The organism is Pseudoalteromonas sp. MMG007 (genome assembly GCF_018100985.1).
Taxonomy (GTDB): domain Bacteria; phylum Pseudomonadota; class Gammaproteobacteria; order Enterobacterales; family Alteromonadaceae; genus Pseudoalteromonas.
Map to the genome: position 1 here is coordinate 12,917 of NZ_JAGJEI010000003.1, position 16,842 is coordinate 29,758.

15 protein-coding genes are annotated in these 16,842 nt (G+C 39.2%); 1 reads left to right on the forward strand and 14 read right to left on the reverse strand.

The window, feature by feature from the left end:
• Positions 1 to 29 precede the first annotated feature (29 nt).
• From moaA to J8L71_RS05705, 6 genes are all read right to left on the reverse strand, one after another.
• On the reverse strand, positions 30 to 1,001 hold the full coding sequence (gene moaA, locus J8L71_RS05680; protein WP_210999675.1) for a GTP 3',8-cyclase MoaA: 972 nt from the start codon (positions 999 to 1,001) through the stop codon (positions 30 to 32).
• A gap of 163 nt (positions 1,002 to 1,164) precedes the next feature.
• Positions 1,165 to 3,456 carry a molybdopterin cofactor-binding domain-containing protein gene (locus J8L71_RS05685; RefSeq protein WP_210999676.1) on the reverse strand — a complete coding sequence of 764 codons (2,292 nt, stop codon included), beginning with the start codon at positions 3,454 to 3,456 and terminating at the stop codon, positions 1,165 to 1,167.
• Between the two features lie 12 nt (positions 3,457 to 3,468).
• Entirely contained in the window at positions 3,469 to 3,957 is a 489-nt protein-coding gene (locus J8L71_RS05690) for a (2Fe-2S)-binding protein (protein WP_210999677.1), read from the reverse strand.
• A 78-nt stretch (positions 3,958 to 4,035) separates the two neighbouring features.
• The gene (locus J8L71_RS05695; RefSeq protein WP_210999678.1) at positions 4,036 to 4,632 is read right to left on the reverse strand and encodes a nucleotidyltransferase family protein; all 597 of its coding nucleotides are present in this window, start codon (positions 4,630 to 4,632) and stop codon (positions 4,036 to 4,038) included.
• Positions 4,626 to 5,654, reverse strand: a complete 1,029-nt coding sequence (locus J8L71_RS05700) for an XdhC/CoxI family protein (RefSeq protein WP_210999679.1) — start codon at positions 5,652 to 5,654, stop codon at positions 4,626 to 4,628. Before J8L71_RS05700 ends, J8L71_RS05695 begins: the two co-directional genes overlap by 7 nt.
• Positions 5,655 to 5,728: 74 nt before the next feature.
• A complete protein-coding gene (locus J8L71_RS05705) occupies positions 5,729 to 6,592 on the reverse strand; it encodes a DUF6279 family lipoprotein (protein ID WP_210999680.1) in 864 nt (287 codons plus the stop codon).
• A gap of 880 nt (positions 6,593 to 7,472) precedes the next feature.
• Here J8L71_RS05705 and J8L71_RS05710 point away from each other — a divergent pair.
• On the forward strand, positions 7,473 to 8,198 hold the full coding sequence (locus tag J8L71_RS05710) for a tetratricopeptide repeat protein (protein WP_210999681.1): 726 nt from the start codon (positions 7,473 to 7,475) through the stop codon (positions 8,196 to 8,198).
• A gap of 79 nt (positions 8,199 to 8,277) precedes the next feature.
• On the opposite strand, the gene J8L71_RS05715 is transcribed toward J8L71_RS05710, so the two are convergent.
• The 8 genes from J8L71_RS05715 to J8L71_RS05750 form a co-directional block, all read right to left on the reverse strand.
• Positions 8,278 to 9,696: a coniferyl aldehyde dehydrogenase gene (locus tag J8L71_RS05715; RefSeq protein WP_210999682.1), complete on the reverse strand. Its 1,419-nt coding sequence runs from the start codon at positions 9,694 to 9,696 to the stop codon at positions 8,278 to 8,280.
• Between the two features lie 144 nt (positions 9,697 to 9,840).
• On the reverse strand, positions 9,841 to 11,316 hold the full coding sequence (locus tag J8L71_RS05720) for an SLC13 family permease (RefSeq protein WP_210999683.1): 1,476 nt from the start codon (positions 11,314 to 11,316) through the stop codon (positions 9,841 to 9,843).
• Between the two features lie 9 nt (positions 11,317 to 11,325).
• On the reverse strand, positions 11,326 to 12,234 hold the full coding sequence (locus J8L71_RS05725) for a porin (RefSeq protein ID WP_247655224.1): 909 nt from the start codon (positions 12,232 to 12,234) through the stop codon (positions 11,326 to 11,328).
• Between the two features lie 224 nt (positions 12,235 to 12,458).
• Positions 12,459 to 13,823 carry a sigma-54 dependent transcriptional regulator gene (locus J8L71_RS05730; protein WP_210999685.1) on the reverse strand — a complete coding sequence of 455 codons (1,365 nt, stop codon included), beginning with the start codon at positions 13,821 to 13,823 and terminating at the stop codon, positions 12,459 to 12,461.
• Positions 13,816 to 15,546 (reverse strand): ATP-binding protein, encoded by a 1,731-nt coding sequence (locus J8L71_RS05735; RefSeq protein WP_210999686.1) that lies wholly within the window; start codon positions 15,544 to 15,546, stop codon positions 13,816 to 13,818. Before J8L71_RS05735 ends, J8L71_RS05730 begins: the two co-directional genes overlap by 8 nt.
• Positions 15,547 to 15,735: 189 nt before the next feature.
• The gene (locus tag J8L71_RS05740) at positions 15,736 to 15,999 is read right to left on the reverse strand and encodes a hypothetical protein (protein ID WP_210999687.1); all 264 of its coding nucleotides are present in this window, start codon (positions 15,997 to 15,999) and stop codon (positions 15,736 to 15,738) included.
• Between the two features lie 159 nt (positions 16,000 to 16,158).
• A complete protein-coding gene (locus J8L71_RS05745; protein ID WP_210999688.1) occupies positions 16,159 to 16,410 on the reverse strand; it encodes a hypothetical protein in 252 nt (83 codons plus the stop codon).
• Between the two features lie 54 nt (positions 16,411 to 16,464).
• Entirely contained in the window at positions 16,465 to 16,833 is a 369-nt protein-coding gene (locus J8L71_RS05750) for a response regulator (protein ID WP_210999901.1), read from the reverse strand.
• Positions 16,834 to 16,842: the final 9 nt, after the last annotated feature.

Here is a 16,842-nt window from a genome sequence, read left to right on the forward strand (position 1 = left end):
TACGCTGAATATAGCTTTTAGCTAAAATACTAGCCACCTAACATAGACAAGTTTGTGGTTATACCTGTGTTGCCTTGGTGTAGCAGGTGGGTAGGCTTTTTAGTTTTAATATACCGTGAAAGTAAATCCATTAGCGCGGCGTTTTCGTTATCGCTCATATACTCTCTTAATGAAATACCTTCTTCAGAGAACAAACATAGATGCAAATTGCCTTTAGCGGTTACCCTTAATCTGTTACACGTACTACAAAAATCGTTACTGTATGGCATGATCAACCCAATCTTACCTTGGTAATCGGGGTGAGCAAATTCTTGAGCTGGCCCTGCAGAAGCGCTTCGCGCAATTTGCTGCCAACCGCTTTGCAATAGCTTCACTTTTAAAGACTGACCCGAGACATGATTAGCATCAAAAAATGTTTTATTATCGCTTGTTTGCATAAGCTCGATAAAGCGAATGGTTACCGGACGATGTTTAATCCAATTTAAAAATGTTTCAAACTCTTGGCCATTGTATTGCTTCATAAGCACGCTGTTTATTTTTACTGATTCAATACCGGTTTCAAGTGCGGTATCTATCCCCTTCATAACTGATGCAAATTTATCGTGGCCAGTAATTGTATTAAACATACGCGAATCTAGCGTATCAATACTGACATTGATTGCATTTAAGCCTGCATCAACCCAGTTATGAATATTTTTATGAAGTGAAAAACCATTTGTTGTGGCTGCTATTTTTTTTATACCGCTGGTATCTTTTGCAGCACGAATAACATCTATGAAGTCTTTACGAAGTGTGGGTTCACCCCCGGTGATACGCACTTTCTCAATACCGTGATGTGCAAAGGCGCTAAGCGTATTACTAATTTCATTAACGCTTAAAAATCCGCGGTCATTGCCGCCTTGGTAACCATCGGGTAAACAATAAACACATTTAAAATTACACACGTCTGTAATAGATAAACGTAAATAACTAAATTCTCGCCCTGTAGGGTCGATTAGCATAAACAAACCTTAACTTATACCAACAGGTAAAACAGTTGCCGTACCTATTGATACATAATAATTGCATAACAATATGATGAATTACCAATCCGTAGTAAATCTTAACAATACGGATTGATATAATAACTAAGGGGCAACAAACTAGCCCCTTATTTATATTTACTTAGGCTTTTAAACCTTTCATAACTTCGCTAGGCTTCATAGGTAAATCACGTAAACGCACGCCTACAGCGTTAAATATTGCATTCCCTATTGCAGGCGCAACACCTATCACCCCAGGCTCACCTAAACCAACTGGAAACTCATCACTTTGTAAAAACTCGATGTCCATATCTGGCACATCTTGCATTCTAAGTGGTAAATAAGTATTGAAGTTAGTTGCCGATACTTGCCCATCTTTATACGTATTTGACTCATGTAATGCAAGGCTACTGCCCCACAATAACGAACCTTCCACCTGTGCTAATGCACCATCTGGATGAACAATTAGCCCCGCATCCACCACAACGTATAGTTTTTTAAGGGTTATTTTGCCGCTTTCACGATTAACATGAACATGCGCTGCGGTTGCAAGCCATGCTGGCATTGTACGTTCCTGACCAGAACTGACAGAAAAACCGATACCTTCATCTTCATCAAGCTTAACAGCGGCGACTTTGGCTGATACTTTTTGAAGCACATTTCGTAAGCGTAGCGCGCCGCCCACACTTTCGGGCGCTTTACCTGCTTGCTTACCTTTACCATCTAGCATGTCAATTCTAAATTGAACCGGATCTTTGCCCTGCTTATGCGCTATTTCATCAATAAACGACTCAAGACTCCACGCAATCCAACCAGGCCCAACTGAGCGCAGCCAACCCGGTGTAAATGTACTTTGTGCTATCTCGTTATTAATGGCACGTGCGCGGTGGCTATTCATGCTATACCAATGATCCGCGCCCGATGCTGAAAATGCATCAAACTTACCATTACCATCAACCCCTGGAGATAAAAACCCAGGTGCCATTGCTTTAGTAGGCCAGCCTGCAGCGAATGCATGTTCTAAACCAGTAAAGTTACCATTTTTATCAAACGATGCTGTCATTTTTGCAGCTGACGCAGAGCGAGACTGATCGAACAAGCTATCGTCTGCTCGGGTAAATACAAGCTTTACGGGTTTTCCAACGGCTTTTGCAGTGAGTGCAGCAGGGACGGTCCAATCACCAAATAAACGACGGCCAAAACCACCACCTAAGTAATAAGGACGTATGATGACTTTCTCTTGGGCTACTTCAAGCGCTTTTGCAATTGCAGGTAACGTGAGTGATTGCCATTGGTTACCGGTATGAATAATCCATTGCCCGTCTTTGTATTCAGCCAGCGCATTAAGCGGCTCTAGCTGGTAATGACTTGCCGTAGCCGTGGTGTACATCGACTCTAATGATTCATTGGCATCGGCTTGTATTTTTTTAATATCGCCTTCATCTACAAATAATGTGCCTGAGTCAGGTTGCTCACACAATCGTTTACTTTCGTTTTGAATATCGGCTTCAGTTATATTGGCTGTTTTGCCTTTTTTATAGCTTACTTTTATTGCATCAACAGCTTTAATAGCGCTTGGGTAATTATCAGCTAATACAACAACCCAGCCTTGAACGGTTTCGCTTGGATCGTTCAAAACTTCGAAACCTTTATAACCCTTAATTGCTTTTGCTGCACTATCGTCAACGTTAGTTACTGTGCTGCCATAACGCGTTGGTGGTATAACTGGGCGCGCGTACAGCATGCCTTCTACTTCTACGTCAATGCCGTAAACGGCTGACCCATTTGTTTTAGCGGGTATATCAAGCGCTTTAAAGTCTTGTTTTAGCCCCGTTAAATGACGCTTATTGGCCGATTTTAATGGCAGTTTTGCTACTTCTTCACTACTAAAAGTACGGTTAAATTCGCCTTTTTTAACTATGTCAGCGTAACTTACCGATTTATCACCTGCTATAATATGACCTTTTTTGGCGTGGCATTTACTCGCCGGCACTCCAAGCATGGCAGCCCCTGCATCTATTAATGCAATTCTGCCCGCTGCGCCTGCTTGTGATAGCGGCTTAAAGCTTTGAAATACTGACCACGAACCACCGGTTACCATGTAACCCCATTTTTCGTGAGTATCTACGTAAGTAATAGATACTTTATCCCAGTCACACTCAAGCTCATCGGCTACAATACGCGCAAGTGCAGTACCAATATGTTGGCCCATTTCAGCTTTAGCAATGCTCACTTCAACAGCACCTTCAGCGCTCATAGTCCACCAAATAGTAGGTGAAAAAGCTTGCTGTGTGATTGACTCTTTGGCACTTAACGAGCCTGAAAACAGAGCCGGTGCAAATGCCATCACCAAACCTGCGCTCGCAGTACCAATCATAAACGAGCGACGATTTAAATTAACGGTTTCGCTATTTTTTTGAAATAATTTTTTCATTACAGGCTCCAGTTAAGCGTCTTGGGCATTTGGATCAAAAATGTTTACAACACTTTGAGATTCATCAGCAGCGCGTTGAATCGCCGTTTTTATTCGCTTATACGCCATACAACGGCAGTAGTTACCATTCATGTGGCTAACTATTTCTTCATCTGTTGGATTTGGGTTAGCAGCGAGTAATGTTGCTGCTTGCATTATTTGCCCTGACTGACAGTACCCGCATTGTGGCACTTGCTCTTCAACCCATGCCTTTTGAAGTGGGTGTTCGTTATTTAGCCCTTCGATTGTAGTAATAGCTTTACCCGCAATAGCACCAATTGGCAGTACACAAGAGCGCGTAGCTTGCCCATCTAAATGCACCGTACATGCACCACACATTGCAATACCGCACCCAAACTTAGTACCTTTTAGCCCTATTTCATCGCGTATAACCCATAACAGTGGTGTATCTTCACTTGCGTGAGATTCAACCACTTTGCCGTTAATTGTAAATGTCACCATAACTTGCCCCTTGATTAATACCTTAAGTTTTAATCTAACTTCTATTAAAACTTATATAATTTGATTTCTATTGCGTGCTTATAATTCATGCTTAGATAAAAAATCACTTAACTGCTCTTGCGTATCTATGTCTAATTTTGCATGGCTTATATTAATTGTATTTACTATTTCGTTTTTACTGCGCAGTAAATGCTGTGCTCCCTTGTCTGAAGTTAAGCTTGCAAGCTTGGATAAATCAACAGCTGGGAATATAGCAGGAACACCTAAACGCTCCCCATAATCTGCACACCAGCGTGAAGGTGTTTGCGTAAACCCCTTAACTAGCTCACTTAAATGCTGCGTTTGTAATTGCACCTGATCGCACAACATAAACAAAAAACCATCGTAGTTATTTATCTTAGAAACAACCTCAGACGCAGTTGCAATACTGCCGCCTAACCCTTTATCCCACTGTTTGTTTTCAATAAGCTGAATATTTTTATAACCACAAAGTGCTTGTTCAATTTCTTTATGCCAAGCACCTGTAACAACATACACAGGTGAGTCATCAAGTGCTTGAAGCGTTTTAACAGCTCGCTCAACCATGGTTTGTCCAAAGCCCACATTAGCGATTAATTTACAGCCTTTAAAACGCGATGATTGCCCAGCGGCTAAAATTACTTTTGCAATTAGCACGCTTCTTGCCCCCAATTACTTAATGATTGCGCATTTTTATTACTAAGCACTGCATGTATTTCACTTATTAGCGAAAGCGCAATACTTTCGGGAGAGTCCCCCCCTAAATTTAACCCTACAGGCCCAAATACTGGCGCGTATATACTTTTAATTGAGGTATTAGCGTGTTGTAAAACTTGCTCTCGCCTGTGCGCAGGGCCTAATAAACCTATGTATTTAAATGGTAAGTTTGCAATCTGTTTAAGTACACTGGCATCTAGTTCTACGCTATGAGCCATTAATATGGCCGCATCAACTTTGTGCTTTTCACAATATGCTTTTAATTCGCTTGGTGGGCTGCGTAAAATAGCATCAGCATTTTTAAAGTATTCCCTTTTTGCATTAGCTGCGCGTGTATCCCACACACTCACACTCCAGCCAAGCTGTTTTGCTAACGCATAAACAGGGACTGCATCAGCCCCTCCTCCCACTATTAATAAATGAGGGGGTGGATAAATAGATGTTTGAAGCCATGTTGCGTTATTAATTTCAACGAGTTTAGCTTTTCGGTTCATCGATAAGTCGTGTTGCTCATCATTTTGTGTAAACGCACCACTACCTTGGGGTAAAACTGGAGTAACTTGTTGGGAGTATTGACCGGGCTTGTTGTCACTCAATGCTGTAAAAACATGATCTAATTGTAGGTATTCATTATTTTTATGAACTGGCTGCAACAATATATGCACAATGCCACCACAACCAATGCCAAGTTGAAATGTTAAATCGTCCTCATCGGTTGCATCATAACTGATAGTTTTGCTTGTTAACGTGCTCATTACTTGTTTAGCATGGCGCTGAATATCTGCCTCTAAACATCCACCTGAGAGCATACCTAACCGTTGCCCTAGACTCGATATAAGCATCATAGCGCCTAGTTTTCTGTAACTAGAGCCTTCTATTTTGTATAAGGTTGCTAACACCCATTCCTGAGTATCTTTTTGTACATGCCAAGTATTTAAAATACTTTTTAAATCGGTAACCATATATTGCCTTTACTAAAACGTTCTCTGTGGCTAAAAAACTAACAAAACAGTTAATAAATAAGCTATTCAGTAATTTAGCCTTGTATTATATCGTCTAAGGTCTCAATTAACTCATCAAATTGATCATTTACGCTTTGTCGTTGCTTATCACTTAGCGTTGTATTTAATTGGTATAGTAAATCAATGTATAAATTGAGGTTTTGCTCATTGGTCTTAAGTAGCGTGTCGCTCATATAGCGCTCACGTTCTTTTATTACTGTACTTAACTGAGCAATTAGTTCGTTTTGGGTTAAGTCTGTGTTTTCAAATATCTCAATAGCCACGTTTAACCGATTTTGCTTGTACGCTAACCATAATGCTTTTGAGTCTTTGTGCTGCTCGTTGGCTTTAGTTATTAATGTTTTTTGCTGTGTAGTTAATTCATCCACCCATTTTTCATAATATTCAAATTGCGCCTCTAGTCGCTCATTTTTTCGCTCAAGCAGAGACTTTTCGTTAAACTCCTCTTGCTCTTCGTTTATTTGATTTTGAATATTACTTAGTAGCTCACCCCGCTGCTTATTTGACAGGGTTGCCCCAAGTTCAGCTAAAGGCATGTGTGCGTATTCAAGTAGGTTTTGCCAATGTTTTTTGGCAAAAATCACCTGTTCTTTTAATTGCTTGGTGCTTAGCGTGCTGTTAAAAAGCGACTTAATGTTTTGAATATCTTGTTTGTAAGCAGGCAGCTGGGTACTTCTGTGCCACGCTTGGGTTGTAGTAATAATCTCTTTGAGCTGCTTATTTTGTGTTTTATTTAAATCGATATAATCATCGACCCAAAATGACGAAAGCCAGCTCAAGTTGTTGTATGTGAATGAAGCTGAACAGCTACACAAAAACACCATGCTAATAGCAAAACACGAACGCATTATTTTTTTAGTTATAGAGTTATTAAACATCCCAGTCCTTATTTTGAGTTTTATGGTCATGGCAATACTAATTAACCTGAACGCTGAATAATAAGCCAATCTCTAGCAGCTATTTTCAGCGCTAACTGTGTTGAATATAGCTGCTAAAGAAAATAAATTTAAATACCACCATAGCTCAATACGTTAGATAATCTCTTAATAAAAAAACTGGTTAATCAGTAATAGTTATCATTTACATATTGACTTACGCTTTAATCTAACTAATAATCATTATCAAGAAAGCGTACCGACCTCAGTGCCTATGGAAGCGTATACAGCAAGGATGCTGACACATTAAACACAAAATCGCTGCGCTTTGTACTATTACTCGGTTCTAGTAATAGCATAAGAATCACATTTACTTGCTACATTGCTCATATTAGTGACGGTTAATATGACTCCAAAAAGCCCTAACGGGCTTTTTTTATTTTATTAAATTTTCTGTAATATCTGTGCCTTACACATCATAAGCCTATATACTTAGCTTAATATTGAGTTGCATACAAAGGTACGACTAATACACTTTTTCTTACAAGTGTTCGCCTTGTGTTTTTATTAAAGCAGGCGTAAAACATACCTGTATGCACTCATTTTTGCATTTAATCAAAGTAACCGATTTAGTCATTGTGTATTAAACGTTTATAATCTTAAAAAAGTGCAAAAATTTATAAATTAGTATTTAAACCAATTCGCTCAATTAAAAGATCTAATTTGAGGCAAAAATTTCGTGCTTTAGTTGTTCTATATAAGAACGATTAACGGCATTAGCGTCAAATTTAACTCCTTAAGTTAATTGAGTATTATGGCGAATTGGTATTTCTCAACCCGAACTCTGGTTACTAAATAACCGTTACTGATTGGAGGCATGAATATGTCGCAGTTTAATTTAAAAGCACTCGTTCTTGCAGGCGTATTACTCGCTAGCCCTTTTGCTAATGCAACGTTGGAAGATGGTATAAGAGCCGCTAACGAAGGTGAATTTGCAGTCGCCCTAAAAGAATTTGAATACCTTGCAGATAAAGGCTTTGCCCCGGGAATTTATGAGCTAGGCAAACTGTACGAAGGTGGATACGGTGTAACACGCGATTACTACAAAGCCGCATCGCTTTATCAACAAGGTGTTAAAAAGAATCATCCTGATTCTATGTTTGCCCTTGCCGTTTTATACGACGAAGGTAAAGGCGTAAAGCTTGATCATCAAATGGCTGTGAGTTTATTTGAAAAAGCCGCTAAAAAGAATTTGCCTGCTGCACAGTTTAACTTAGGCGTAATGTACTCAAACGGCGTAGGCGTTACACGTGATTATAAGCAAGCGCGCAATTGGTACGAAAAAGCCGCCGCGAATAATTACTCATTAGCACAGTTTAATTTGGCGCTTATGTATTTTGAAGGTTTAGGTATGCCAAAAGATTTGGAAAAATCGTATATTTGGAACACAATTGCAGAATATAACGGCAACATGGAAGCCAGCCATAGCCGTAAACTCGATGAGCGTAAAATGCTACCTAAAGAAATTGAAGAAGCAAAAGAAAAAGCTGATGCAATTTATGCCAAGATACAAGCAGGCACCTACGCGGGTGAAGGTCGCTTATTCTAAATTAATAAGCATTGCAGATAGTAAAAAGGCTGAATTACTCGTGTAGTTCAGCCTTTTTAATTTAATACCTTATTGTTTACTATTTAATATAAAGCCACTTTAATAATTTAATAATAAGTTTACTTTGCTTAAGTAACAAACCAATACGCGGGTTAAATGAGCCTGAAACCAACGTATTCTTTGCATGACTAAACGTCAAAAAACCTTCAACACCATGATAATGCCCCATGCCTGAATGCCCTACTCCACCAAAAGGCACATCGTCAGCGGTTACTTGTACTAAAGTATCGTTAACGGCAACGGTGCCGCTAAGCGTTTGCTTCATAATATAGTCTTGGGCTTCTTTGTCTTGACCCAAAATATAAAGCGCTAACGGATGATGATTTGCCTTAATATAATCAATGGCGCTATCAAGCGTCTCGTAGCTCATTATTGGTAGTATTGGACCAAATAACTCATCTTGCATTAAATTCATTTCATCAGTCACTTGAGTCACTAAATGCAGCCCCATTCGATGCTTTTCTGCATCTTGCTGATTTTGATCAAGGGGTTTAATGATGTTTGCGCCAAGCGCTTGTGCTTGCTCTAAATAACTTGATAATCGTTTATAGTGTGCATCGCTAATAATTGAGGTTAAATTTTTACCTTCTACACCGTCTTTAAAGTGCTTTTTGTAGAGTTCGCATAGCTGTTGAATCAACTGATGTTCAAGCGCTTTTGGTACAAATACGTAATCCGGAGCTACACATATTTGTCCAGCGTTAGCCATTTTTCCAAATAATAAAGCTTGGGCTGCTTTTTTGATATCTGCATTTTGGGTAATTATAACGGGTGATTTTCCACCAAGTTCAAGTGTTACTGGCGTTAAATTACGACTGGCAGAGGCCATAACTAACTTGCCAACACTTGTTGAGCCTGTAAATAAAATATGAGCAAAAGGGAGCGACGAAAATTGCGTTGCAACATCACTGCCGCCTTGTATTATTTTACAGTGCGCTTGCATGTCATCTTTAAATATTTGTTCAATTACAGCATTAGTGTGAGGCGTAAATTCACTGAGCTTTAGCATCACTTTATTACCTGCGGCTATGGCTGTAAGTACAGGTACTAGCGCTAACTGAATTGGGTAGTTCCATGGCGCAATAATCCCCACGACCCCTTTAGGCTGGTAATTAACACTTACCTTGGAAGGCCATAAACTTAAACCCACTGAACGATTGCTTGGCTTGGCCCATTTAGGTAACTTTTTTATAATGTGAGCAAGTGTTTGTACTGTAGGCAGTATGTCGCCAAGTAAAGTATCGAATGCGGTCCTATAACCAAAATCTTTTGAAACGGCATCCACCAGCTGTTGCTCTCGTTCAATAATACGGGCGCGTAATGTTTTTAACACAGCAATGCGTTTATTGACTGCTAAATAGGGCGTCTTGTTAAAGCGCTGTTGTAATTCATCAAACTGGGAAGTTAAAGGCTGTGCGTCGGATGTGTCAGTGCTCAAAATAGGTTACTCAGTATTTAAAGTTATGCAGAACTATAACCTTGTTCTGTTTTTCGAGCAATAACACTAACTAATGTGAATAAAGAGCAGCCTAATTAAATGTTAGGCTGCTCATATGGTTGGTTGGAAGCAGAAATTTAGCGTTTAAAAGCTGAAAACGTTGGCTGCTATGGTCATTGTTACTATAGTGATCAGTACAATTGCCACAATATTAAGCACAAAACCCGCACGTATCATGTCTCGCATTTGTAGTTGACCTGAACCAAAAACAATAGCGTTAGGTGGTGTAGCTACAGGCATCATGAATGCACAGCTACATGCAATAGCTGCGGGAATTACCCATACTAACGGTGAACCTGTTATAGACTCAGCTACGGGGCCTAATAATGGTAAAAAACCTGCGGCTGTTGCGGTATTACTTGTGATCTCAGTTAAAAAAGTAATTAAGGCAACAACAACCAGAACACTCATAACCAGTGGAATTGCGCTTGCACCTTCAATCATGTGAGCAATAAACTCTGCCAGCCCAGACGATTTGATTTGCGATGCAAGAGTAAGCCCACCGCCAAATAATAACAAAACGCCCCAAGGTACTTCAGATGCATGTTGCCAATCAAGAATTCGCTCATCACTGCCTTTATTTGCAGGCATAACAAATAAAAGTAACGCCGCTGCAATGGCAATTGCGGTATCCGAAATTTTAAGCCCCGTAACTTCACCTAATAAAGGTCTAAAAATCCAACAAAGGGCAGCTAAAACAAATACAAACAATACGCCTTTTTCTGCACGTTGCATTATTCCTAGATTTTTTAACTGCTCTGAAAATACCGCTTTGGTATCAATCTTTTCATTGTTGTCTACTGTTTTATCCACTTTATAAGCAAACTTAGTAAGCCAAACCCAGCTTATAATTAGCATGCTTAAAGACAGCGGTACACCGATGATCATCCACTGTGCAAAACCAATCTCTATTTGATAGCTATCAGACAAATAAGCGGCCATTAATGCATTAGGCGGTGTACCAATTAAGGTTGCAATACCGCCTATGCTTGCACCGTATGCTATCGATAATAATAATGCCTTACCAAATCCTTCATTACTTGGATCTGATTGCTTTACTAAATGCGTAATAGACAGTGCAATCGGTAACATCATAACGGCCGTAGCAGTGTTTGACATCCACATAGATAAAAATGCAGTAACAAGCATCATCGCTAAAATTTGTAAACTTGGTTTTTTACCTGCATACAACATGGTACTTAACGCAATGCGCTTATGTAGACCCCAGCGCTCCATAGCAATAGAAATTAAAAAGCCACCTAAAAACAAAAAGATCAAAGGATGTGCGTACGGCGCGGCCACACTTTTTATTGATGCTATATCAGCCAAAGGGGATATAACCAAAGGGAGCAATGCAGTTGCCGGAATTGGCACTACTTCGCTCACCCACCACGATGCCATCCAAAATGCTAAACCTGCCGTTTTAAATGCAGCAACCGACATACCCGTAGGTGGGTCGAGTAAACATGTTAATAGCATTACTAAAGGGCCCAGTACTAAAAAAAGCCATTGCACATGTTTGTTCTTATCTGGTTCTTGAGTCAGTATATTGTCTGTCATTGTAAGCCTCTAAAACTTGTACTTAAGACCAAGCGCAACACTGTTGTCGTCTTGCTCTTCTAAATTAAGGTCAGTATATAAAAGGTAAGCCGTAGTTTGCTTATCAAACACATAATCAAGGCCAGTAGTCCATTGTTTTGCCTCTGAGTCTTGGCGAAGTGTTGAGTCATCTTTGGCAAATTGAATTTTAGGTACCCATTTATCAAGTTTGTAACTAGCACTTAGTACATAACCATTTCCCGATTTTGACCCATCCACAGATTCTGAATGTTGGTATAGTGCACCTAGCTGTAATTGTTCAAACTTATAAACGCCCGCCACTCTGCTTGCTGTAATATTATTTAGTGAATCAACATGACTGAGTGATAAGTAGTATGAGGTATTTTTTAAGCTACGATCACCATAAATAAGGGTTGCAGCAAATCCGGCTTCATTATCTTTGTTATCGTCTTTAGGAGCATAAGTAAACGAAAACTGGGTATTGTGCCAATACTTAGACGTGTATGTTAGCGTATCACCGAGCCTGTCTTGACCTGCAATAACTTGAGCCATGTCGCCTTGTGTTTCGTTAAAGTTATCAACTTTACCCTCTGAGTATTTAAACCGAGTATCGTTTCTTCCCACAACGAGCTCGCCAAACTGCCCTTTTAAGCCAAGGTATGTATTTCTTGCACTAAAGGGCTCTTCGGTATCGTCTTGCTCAAAGCCTTTAACTTGCACCTCGTATTTATAAACAACGTTAAAATATTCATTTAATGTGTGTTGGCCTTTAATACCAATACGTGAGAATGGTGCTTCAATCTGCGTGCCTTCATCTGCATAACGCATAATGCCGGTGTCGGTATTAGCAATTTGAACCTCAGCTTTACCATAAATTGAATATTCAGCTGCGTTAGCTGAATATGCGCAAAGTGCCATACTAGTAAGTGAACTGAGAAAAATAGTAGAGTGTGTAAGCTTTTTCATTATGTGTCCTAATTATTATAATCTACTTGTTGTCAGGCCCAATAACGCAACTTTACTGCCAATAGTTAAATATCAAATAATTACAACAACTTACTATGATATAAAGATTATAAAGAGGAGAAATGTGTGGTTTTCCACACATCAAAATACACACACTGTCACATAAACCACACAATTTAATCTATAAACATATCGCGGTTTAAATTATATTTACTCATTTTGTCGTAAAGAGTTTTACGGGCGATTTGTAGTGTATCCATGGTGTTTTTAATACTTCCATGATTACGCTCCAGCGCCTCTTCTATTAATGATTGCTCATAAAACGCTACTTTTTCAGATAAATTTAAATCGGGTGAAAGCTCACCTTTAGGCTGTGTGTGGCTAACACTAAATGCAAGGTCTACCCCTAATAAAACAGCGCGCTCAGCTTGGTTTCTAAGCTCTCTTACATTGCCTGGCCAATCGTATGCTAATAATCGCTGCTGTATTTCACTATTGAGGGGGGCTGGCGGCTTATGGTAGCGTGTTGCGGCAATAGAGCTAAAATGCTTAAACAGTAATACTATGTCGGCTTTTCGAGCTCTAAGTGGCGGTATGTCTACTTTTACTAAGCTTAATCGATAATACAAATCAGCTCTAAATTCACCTTTTTCAACCAGCGAGAGTAAATCAACCTTTGTTGCCGCTACAATACGTATGTCTAAATTAATGGGGGTGTTTTCACCTACAGGGGTGACTTTACGCTCCTCTAATACACGCAGTAACTTTACCTGTAATGACAAGGGTGTACTTTCAATTTCATCTAAAAATACGGTGCCGCCTTGTGCGTATTCAAACTTACCTTTTCTTGCATGCGTAGCGCCCGTGTATGCACCGATGGCCGCACCAAATAACTCACTTTCAATTAGTTGCTCGGGTACCGCACCGCAATTTATAGCAACAAAGTTACTTTCGCATCGAATGCTTTGATCGTGTAAATAACGTGCCACAAGCTCTTTGCCTGTTCCCGTTTCTCCTTCAATCATTACATCTGCCGGGGTGTCAATTACGGTATTAAGCAAATGCATCATGTCTTGCATTTTAGGCGTTTCGCCTAAAATTCGAACCCCAGGCGCTGACGTTTTTTTAACAGCAAGTTTGAGTGCTCGATTTTGAATGACTAAACTGCGTTTGTCACAAGCTCTTGCTATGCAATCAAGTAGCGTTTCGTTTACTGGCTTTTCAAATAAATCATAAGCACCTAACTGCATGGCTTTTACAGCAATAGTTACATCAGCATACCCTGTTAAAAATATGATAGGCAGTTCACTGTCGAACGCCGTTACTTGCTCAAGCAATGTCAGACCGTCCATAGTAGGCATGTTTATATCGCTAAGTACAACGCCCATAAAACGTCGATTTAGCTTTGTCAGCGCTGTGCTTGCATCACTAAAACACTCAACTGTATAGCCTTCAAGAGTAAGTAACTGCTTTAACGAGTCTCTGATCATTGCTTCATCATCAATGACAACGATGTGCTTACACTGTGAGTTTTCAATCATCTGCTTCTTCCTGCGTGCTTGATAAACTAATTATAAATTCAGCCCCGCCTTGTAGTCGATTGTGGGCACTTAAAGAGCCGTTAAACGAATCAATAATTTGTTTTGAAATAGATAAACCAAGGCCTAATCCATTCCCTTCTTTAGTGCTATAAAAAGGTTCGAAAATATTGCCAAAGGCATGTTGCTCAATCCCAGGACCGGTGTCTAAAATTGAGAGTTTTACTCGGTTTTCAAAGCATTCAACTTTAAAACTTAACTTACGTATTAGTGCACCATTCATCGCTTGGCTAGCATTGGTTATTAGGTTAACTAACACTTGCTCAAATTTAAGTGAGTCAACCCACACGATTAAGCTTCCCTCTAAATTAGGCTGCTCTACGTTTACGTTATCTTGCTTTAGTTGTGAGCTCGCAATCATTAAAGCGTTATTTAATAAACCAGATAAAGGGTAAGGCCTTAGTTGAGTTTGTGATGGCTTACTAAAGTGCTTTAACTGACCAACTATTTTATGTACCCGTTCTACTAGCCCCTCAACTACCGTTATACTTTCAGCTAAAGCGGTATAATTTTGCTTAGCCAGCAAGCGTTTGGCACTGGCAAGGTAAGTATTGATTGCGCTAAGTGGTTGGTTTATTTCATGATTAATGCCCGCACTTAGTTGCCCAATGGTTGCAAGCTTTGCTGATTGAACAAGCGCTACTTGTGCCCTTTCAAGCTCTTGCGTTCGCTCAATAACCTTTTGCTCAAGGCTATGGCGTGAGTAAACTAGCTTTTTATAACCTGCAAAGCGCGCGAGTAAGCTATAACCTACAACAATAATTAAAGCGTAAATACTAGTGGCCCAAAAAAGTCGTGTTGATTGGGCCGCATTCACTTTTGTTATATCAACAAGCATATGCATACTTGCATTAAAATAACGCAATGGTTTTGTGGCACTTACATAACGTTTTTTATTAATTTTAAAATGTGAAATACCCTGGCTTATATACTGAGATTGTTTGATATATATTGGTTGGTGATCTAAATAAGCACGGCGTAATTTTATTTTTCTTCGCTTTGCTATATCAAACTCATTAAAGCTATTTAAGCGCCATGTTTGCATATCTGATATTGCTATCACATTATCGGGCAGCTCCAAGTAAAAATGACTCCCCTTAGATGTATTTAAAAGCTCTCTATCATTTTCGAATTTGCTTACATTCACTTTTAATACGACAACACCAACAGCTTTATTATTATGATAAACCGCTTGTGAAAAATATATACCTCGCTCTTTTGAACGCATACCCAGCGCAAAATAAGCAACTTTCTCGCCAGCAAACGCTCGTTTAAAATAAGGCCTAAAAGCAAAGTTACTCCCTAAAAATGTGTAATCAGCCTGCCAATTACTACTTGCTGTTACCTCACCTTGAGGGTTAAGAACAAATATATCGGATGCGCCACTTGCTTGCTGTATATCGGCTAAGTAGTTATTTATAGCGTTATAATGAGCGTGGTCCCCGTTTGCAAATTCAATCATTAATTGATTATAAGTTAACAGTTGAGGAATAGCTGAAAAGCGAGCAAGCTCGGTGTCTATATAATCATTTAATAAAGTAACTTGACGCTGTGCTTGAGCAGTTGCTTTTTCTAAATCGTGGGCACGTCCAGCCCAAAATGTAACAACTAAAATTAACACCAATAATAAACAAATTGTTATTATTTTTTTTGAATACGAAAACATGGCTGACCCGTAAAAATAGCCTTAATAATTTAAGGGCGCTAGTGTAACCACTTATATGAGGCAGGGATATAAACTTTTTGTTAACAAATGCATTTTATTAAGCACTTAGCGCTAATTTATACTAAAAAACAAAAAACGCCGTAAACAGTCATGCTTACAGCGTTTATCAAGCTAAAAAATAATAGTTTATTAATTTGTAGCGAGTGCCGGTCTATTCTTAATATATTTGTATAAGCCAATTAATGACGCGGCTATCCAAAATATTTCAATCACAAAACTAGCTAAATTAAAGTTATAACAAAGGCTAATTAACAACAATATTGCCCCTGTTAAGTTCATCATATTATACACTAAGCTGGTTGGGGATGTTTTACCAAGCTGTAGTAAAAAAAATGAGCCAACTACTAAAAAAGTACCTGTCATACCTATGATGTCAAATAAGAGTGCTATCACGCAACGATCCTTTATCCGTTTAAAAAACCCAAAAAACTGGCCCGATCCATGGGGAGGGTATTTTTTCATTCATTGAAACAGCAAAACCGGGCGATTCTATCAATATTGCGCAATCTCACAAGGGCATATGTCCGTATGCTCAACACTTAAGGTGGATGCTTATTTAAAGGTCACTTTTCCGCCAATAATTTTATATGCGGGTGTACCCCGAATAATCGTTTCTCGAGCAAATGGACGGTTACAATTTGGGCAAATACAGGCTTGGGATGTAAAATCTTGACTAATACGCTCTTTAAAACATTTAACCAGTGCGCCTTTGCCCCCTTTGCGATATTTAAATAGCGCAGCTTTACAGGCAGAGCAAAAAATGTCGACCGTTTTAGTCGGTCCTTTTTTATTTGGTTTTGCCATTATGACCTTTCATGAGATGGGTGATTTAAATGTGGGTAGAGTAACAAATATATGTCAATCTCTAAAAAAGAATCGTCCGAGTTGCGATGAAAGAACATTCATATTGAATGGCTTAACAATAAACCCAGATACTTTTGCCTTTATTACTTGTTTAACAGTCTCTGCACTATCTTCACAGGTAACCATAAGCACAGGGATATTGGCTAGTTGTTCGTTTTTTCGAATATTATCGAGCAAGTTTACGCCATTCATTTTTGGCATATGTAAGTCTGTTATAACTAAATCAAAATGCTGCTCATGCAGTAAGGCTAAGGCTTGAAGACCATCTGTTGCCTCTACAACATTACTATACTCGAGTTTTCTTAACATATTAATTAATACGTGGCGCATGAGTGGCATATCGTCAACAACTAGTATTCTCATCAATATGTT

Bases quoted from the DNA above. Each gene is read 5' to 3' on its own strand.
- J8L71_RS05705 (WP_210999680.1), bottom strand. From the start codon at position 6,592: ATGTTTAATAACTCTATAACTAAAAAAATAATGCGTTCGTGTTTTGCT.
- J8L71_RS05745 (WP_210999688.1), bottom strand. From the start codon at position 16,410: ATGGCAAAACCAAATAAAAAAGGACCGACTAAAACGGTCGACATTTTT.
- moaA (WP_210999675.1), bottom strand. From the start codon at position 1,001: ATGCTAATCGACCCTACAGGGCGAGAATTTAGTTATTTACGTTTATCT.
- J8L71_RS05730 (WP_210999685.1), bottom strand. From the start codon at position 13,823: ATGATTGAAAACTCACAGTGTAAGCACATCGTTGTCATTGATGATGAA.
- J8L71_RS05750 (WP_210999901.1), bottom strand. From the start codon at position 16,833: ATGAGAATACTAGTTGTTGACGATATGCCACTCATGCGCCACGTATTA.
- J8L71_RS05710 (WP_210999681.1), top strand. From the start codon at position 7,473: ATGTCGCAGTTTAATTTAAAAGCACTCGTTCTTGCAGGCGTATTACTC.
- J8L71_RS05735 (WP_210999686.1), bottom strand. From the start codon at position 15,546: ATGTTTTCGTATTCAAAAAAAATAATAACAATTTGTTTATTATTGGTG.
- J8L71_RS05700 (WP_210999679.1), bottom strand. From the start codon at position 5,654: ATGGTTACCGATTTAAAAAGTATTTTAAATACTTGGCATGTACAAAAA.
- J8L71_RS05690 (WP_210999677.1), bottom strand. From the start codon at position 3,957: ATGGTGACATTTACAATTAACGGCAAAGTGGTTGAATCTCACGCAAGT.
- J8L71_RS05725 (WP_247655224.1), bottom strand. From the start codon at position 12,234: ATGGCACTTTGCGCATATTCAGCTAACGCAGCTGAATATTCAATTTAT.
- J8L71_RS05685 (WP_210999676.1), bottom strand. From the start codon at position 3,456: ATGAAAAAATTATTTCAAAAAAATAGCGAAACCGTTAATTTAAATCGT.
- J8L71_RS05720 (WP_210999683.1), bottom strand. From the start codon at position 11,316: ATGACAGACAATATACTGACTCAAGAACCAGATAAGAACAAACATGTG.